Genomic DNA, 3,837 nt, shown 5'->3' on the forward strand with positions numbered 1-3,837 from the left:
GCGCCCAGGCACAGATGAAGTACCTGGTCAAGCAGCTCAAGGGCACCAAGGCGGTCGCCCAGCTGCTGGGGGTGTCCCAGGGCACCGTGGAGCGGTACGTGGTCGGCACGCTCAAGCGCCCCCGCCGGGAACTGCGCGAGCGCATAAACTGCGAGGTCAAGAAGCGGTGGCAGCCGCAGGTCAGGGCCAAGGCGAAGAAGAAGGCCGCGACCACCGCCGGCCTGGTCGTCTCCACCCGCGCCCGCTTCGGGTTCACCGCCGCCCCGGGTACAACCGACGACGCCCGGATCCGCGACATCACCCAAGCCCTCCCGCCCGAATTCGCGGACCGCCTGTTCACCGCCCGGGAACAGGGCGCCACCGAAGGCCAGCTCCAGCAGATCGCGGCCGAGGGCCTCGCCCAGATGTACTTCCGCGCCAACCACACGCGCGCCCACGGCCTGGGCGTGGAGTTCACCGACATCGAGGACATCGGCATCGAACTGTAGCCACCGGGAACCTCTTGGCCTCGCCATCTACGGCTGGCGAGGCCAAAACGTTTTGGGTGCGGTTCCTTTGAACGGAAGCGCACCCATCGCCTTGCTTGCGGATGATCGCGGGGCCTGTCAGGGTCCCCGACGTGACCGTAGTTCTGGGAGACAAGAGCAGGTCCGCCGTTGAGGTCGGCGAGTGGGAGCTCTCGCTGCGCCGGGTGGACCTCTGGGCCGCGGGTCAATGGCTGACCTGCGACGACAACATGGCGTTCATCGGACAGTTTCGTTCCGATGTGGTGGACACGGTGGCGTGGCTGCGCTCCGGATCCGGCTCTCCGTTGCCGTTCGACGGCCTGTCCCCGGCAGCCACCCACCTGCGTCTCATGCGCGCAGCAGGGAGTCGTTGAGCGCGAGCAGGCCCAGGCCGCGTACGGCGAGGATGTCGATCTCGCGGGCGGCGGCCGCCTCGTGGCCGATCTCGGCGGCGGCCCCGGCCTGGGTGTCGTAGACGCGGACCACCTCGGGCCAAGTGCCGAGAGCGAACGGCCCCGGCGTCGATAGCGTCGCCGGAGCTGGACGAGGGCTGAGTCGGTAGCGGACCGGGATCCGCTGAAGGGCTGGTCAGCTCTCGGCGAGCCAGCGCGTGACGACGTCGCCGAACCAGGCGGCGTCGTCCAGCCAGGGGTGGTGCCCAGCCCCGGGCTGTACGACGAGCTGCACCCAGCCGTCCGTGAACAGCTCGCTGAGCTGCTTCGCGAGCGCCGGGCTGGGACTGAAGTCGAGCTCCCCGACCAGGATCAGGACTGGGATCTCGAGCCCCGCGATTGCGGCCTTCGTCGCCTCAGGGTCGAACGCGCCCTCGGCGTAGTGCGCCACGCGGGCGTCACCGTTGAGCTGCGTGGCGCGCGTGGCATGGTGCTCCTGCGCGATCTCGTCCCACCGGCCGTACCAGAACGGGCCCGCCAGGGCGGCGTCCTCGGCGGACCCCTCATCGTTCCAGTCCCTGCGGAACGCGCCAATCGCCTCGTCGTACCAGGGCTCGTCCTTACGCAGCGAGGTCGCGGCCTCGAGGCTGCTCTCGTCGATCCTGATCCCGACGGCCCGCATCCCCGGCGTGATCAGCGCGAGGCGCGCGACGCGCTCGGGGTGGCGTTGCATGTAGAGGACGCCGAGGTTCGCCCCGGCCGAGTGGGTGAACAGGTCGACCTTCTCCAGCCCGAGGTGCGCGCGCAGGGCCTCGACGTCTGCGACGACACGGTCGCAGCGGTAGCTCTCGATCTCGGCGGGCTCGGGGGAATCGCCGGTGCCGCGGTGGTCGAGCAGGACCAGCTGCCGGTGGGCGGACAGCCCGCCGAAGTCGCCGAGGTACTCCGAGGCGCGCATCGCGCCGCCGGGCAGGCAGATCAGCGGCTCGCCCTCGCCGATGAGGTGGTAGGCCAGGTCGGCACCGTCGTAGGAGGAGAAAGTTGGCATGCTGCGAGCTTTCCACTCGGTTGTTGATCTTCGCAAGGCGCTCCCGTTCATGTTGATCATTGCGCCACGGGAGGCAAGCCAGGACACGGTCATGCGTCATCGTGGGGACGCGTGTTTCGAATCGGGAGGGTAAGGGCTTGACCGCGGCGGCTACCTGGAGAGCAGAGCGGCGAGTTGGGTGCGGGAGTCGATCCCGAGCTTGGGGAAGGCCCTGTAGAGGTGGTGCCCGACCGTGCGCGGGCTCAGTAGGAGCTGGGTGGCGATCTCCCGGTTGGTCGCGCCGGTCGCGGCGAGTCGCACGACCTCGCGCTCCTGTGGACTCAGCCGTGTGAGCGGCGAGTTTGCGGTGAGCGCCGGGTCGTGGTGCTCGCCCGCTGCCCGCAGCTCGGTCCGGGCCCGGCGTGCCCATGGTTGCGCGCCCACCTGGTCGAAGCGCTCCAGCGCGGCGTGCAGCCGGTCGCGCGCGTCGAGTTTGCGGCGTTGTCGGCGCAGCCATTCGCCGTAGAGCAGTTCGGTGCGGGCCCGCTCGAAGCTGTCGTCGGCCGGGTGCAGGTCAAGGGCGGCGAGGTAGTGCTCCTCGGCTCCGGGAGTCGGGGCGGTCAGGGCCCGGCAGCGGCGGGACTGCGCGCTGACTGCGGCCTGTCCGAGGGCGTCCGCGCAGGCTGCGAGTGCCTGCGCGGGTGCCTTGGCCTGCTCCGGGAGGCCGGCCCGCACAGCGGCCTCGACCAGGTCGGGCAGCAAATGGCGGGCCATCAGCGGGTGGCCGGCCGCGTCCCGTGCCGACTCCAGCCGGTCCAGGGCCCGCTGGGCCTGACCGGAGCCGAGGTCGAGCAGGCCCAGCGCCCAGAGCGCGTCGGCCGTAGCGCGGCCGACGCCGCGTGGGCGCGTGTACTCCAGCGTCTGGTCGGCAAGTTGACAGGTGCGGTCCTCCTCACCGCCGGCGGCGGTGAGCACGGCGCGCAGGGCGCGCAGGTGGGCGACCCGGTGGTGCAGGTCGTAGTAGTCGGCGAGCCGCAGCGCCTCGGCGGCGTGTGTCCGGGCCTCTTCGCGTCGGCCGAGCGCGAGTTCCACCCGGGCGAGCAGGTGGAGTGCGGTGGGCAGCCAACCGCCGACGCCGCGGTCACGGCAGTGCGCCACGGCGGCGCCGGCAATTCGGTGCGCGGTCGTGTCGTCGGCAAGCAAATGGCAGTAGTGCCCGGTCATCAGTTGGTCCATCAGGCCGACCTGGGCGCGATCGCAGGCGGTCACCAGCTCTCGAAGCGGCCCCTGCACTGCGCGGACATCGGGGACGGTCGGCGCATCGCTCGGGGCCGTCTGACCTTCCTCGCACGAGACGGCCGCATCGGCAGCGAAGAGGCCCGCCGGCACCGCGAGGACCGGCAAACGGGGCGAGCGAGCCGCGATCTGTTCAATCAGCTTCGCGTCCCCCGCGGCGATCGCCGCGTGCAGCGCGTCCGTCAGCAGCACGGGGACCTTGTCGGGACGCGGCCCTGCGGTCGCGTCCGCGCTCTCCGCGAGGATCCGTGCGGCTCGCGCCGGGCTGCCGAAGCCGAGCTCGACGACGGCCCGCACCCGGGCGAAGTCGGCTGCCATGCCAGGGTCGCGCAGCGGCTGGGGCACCTGGTCGGCGAGGGCGCCGCAGCGCTCGTCCTGTCCGGCCTCACTGGCCCGCTGGGCCGCGTCGATCAAACGCCTCGATCGCAGCGCCGGGTCCGAGGTGAGCTGTGCGGCGCGCTCGTAGGCGGCGGATGCCGACGCCATCGCCTGCCGGCTGCCGGCCCACTCGGCGACGCGCTCCAGTTCCGCGGCCACGAGTTCGTCGGGTCCGGTCGCCGCCGCGGCCAGATGCCAGGCCCGGCGGTGCGCGTGCCCGGCGCCGTCCAGCGTGCGC

At 71.8% G+C, this 3,837-nt stretch carries 5 protein-coding genes; 2 read left to right on the forward strand and 3 right to left on the reverse strand.

What is annotated here, in order from left to right; genetic code table 11:
* Together tpg and ABT288_RS49605 are read left to right on the forward strand one after the other, a co-directional pair.
* Nucleotides 1-488, forward strand: a 488-nt coding sequence (gene tpg / locus ABT288_RS49600) for a telomere-protecting terminal protein Tpg (protein WP_351623398.1), incomplete at its 5' end; no start/stop codon positions are given.
* A 131-nt stretch (nt 489-619) separates the two neighbouring features.
* The gene (locus tag ABT288_RS49605) at nt 620-880 is read left to right on the forward strand and encodes a hypothetical protein (RefSeq protein ID WP_351623399.1); all 261 of its coding nucleotides are present in this window, start codon (nt 620-622) and stop codon (nt 878-880) included.
* Here ABT288_RS49605 and ABT288_RS49610 read toward each other — a convergent pair.
* The 3 genes from ABT288_RS49610 to ABT288_RS49620 form a co-directional block, all read right to left on the reverse strand.
* Nucleotides 855-992, reverse strand: a complete 138-nt coding sequence (locus ABT288_RS49610) for a hypothetical protein (RefSeq protein WP_351623400.1) — start codon at nt 990-992, stop codon at nt 855-857. The two genes, ABT288_RS49605 and ABT288_RS49610, sit on opposite strands and share 26 nt — an antisense overlap.
* Before the next feature lie 102 nt (nt 993-1,094).
* Nucleotides 1,095-1,946 carry an alpha/beta fold hydrolase gene (locus tag ABT288_RS49615; protein ID WP_351623401.1) on the reverse strand — a complete coding sequence of 284 codons (852 nt, stop codon included), beginning with the start codon at nt 1,944-1,946 and terminating at the stop codon, nt 1,095-1,097.
* A 150-nt stretch (nt 1,947-2,096) separates the two neighbouring features.
* Nucleotides 2,097-3,837, reverse strand: a 1,741-nt coding sequence (locus tag ABT288_RS49620; RefSeq protein ID WP_351623402.1) for a LuxR C-terminal-related transcriptional regulator, incomplete at its 5' end; no start/stop codon positions are given.

Source organism: Streptomyces sp. NPDC001093, assembly GCF_040298985.1.
Lineage (GTDB): Bacteria > Actinomycetota > Actinomycetes > Streptomycetales > Streptomycetaceae > Streptomyces.